Raw genomic sequence first — 297 nt, 5'->3', positions numbered from 1 at the left:
CGAACTGGGTGTTCTGGAATGCAGAGATGCTGTGGCCAAACTGCTTGCGCTCCTTGACGTAGGCAACGGTCTCCTCCAAAGCGCCCTCGGCAATGCCCAGAGCCTGAGAAGCGATGCCGATACGGCCGCCGTCCAGGGTAGCCATGGCCAGCTGGAAGCCCTTGCCGCGCACGCCCAGCATACGGTCCTTCGGGATACGGCAGTCCTCGAAGATCAGCTCGCAGGTGGAAGAACCACTGATGCCCATCTTATCCTCAGCCTTACCGACGGAGAAGCCCGGATCGGTGCGCTCAACGA

General features: G+C 61.3%; 1 protein-coding gene. It reads right to left on the bottom strand.

All coding sequences use genetic code 11. The annotated features are described in order from the left end of the window. Window positions 1-297: acyl-CoA dehydrogenase family protein (locus P0G09_RS19195; protein ID WP_275253466.1), on the bottom strand; the 297-nt coding region annotated here is incomplete at both ends.

This window comes from Faecalibacterium sp. DFI.5.82 (assembly GCF_029076575.1).
Lineage (GTDB): Bacteria > Bacillota > Clostridia > Oscillospirales > Ruminococcaceae > Faecalibacterium > Faecalibacterium duncaniae.
The sequence above is the reverse complement of the archived record's forward strand: the minus strand, read 5'-3'. Positions and strand labels throughout refer to the sequence as shown.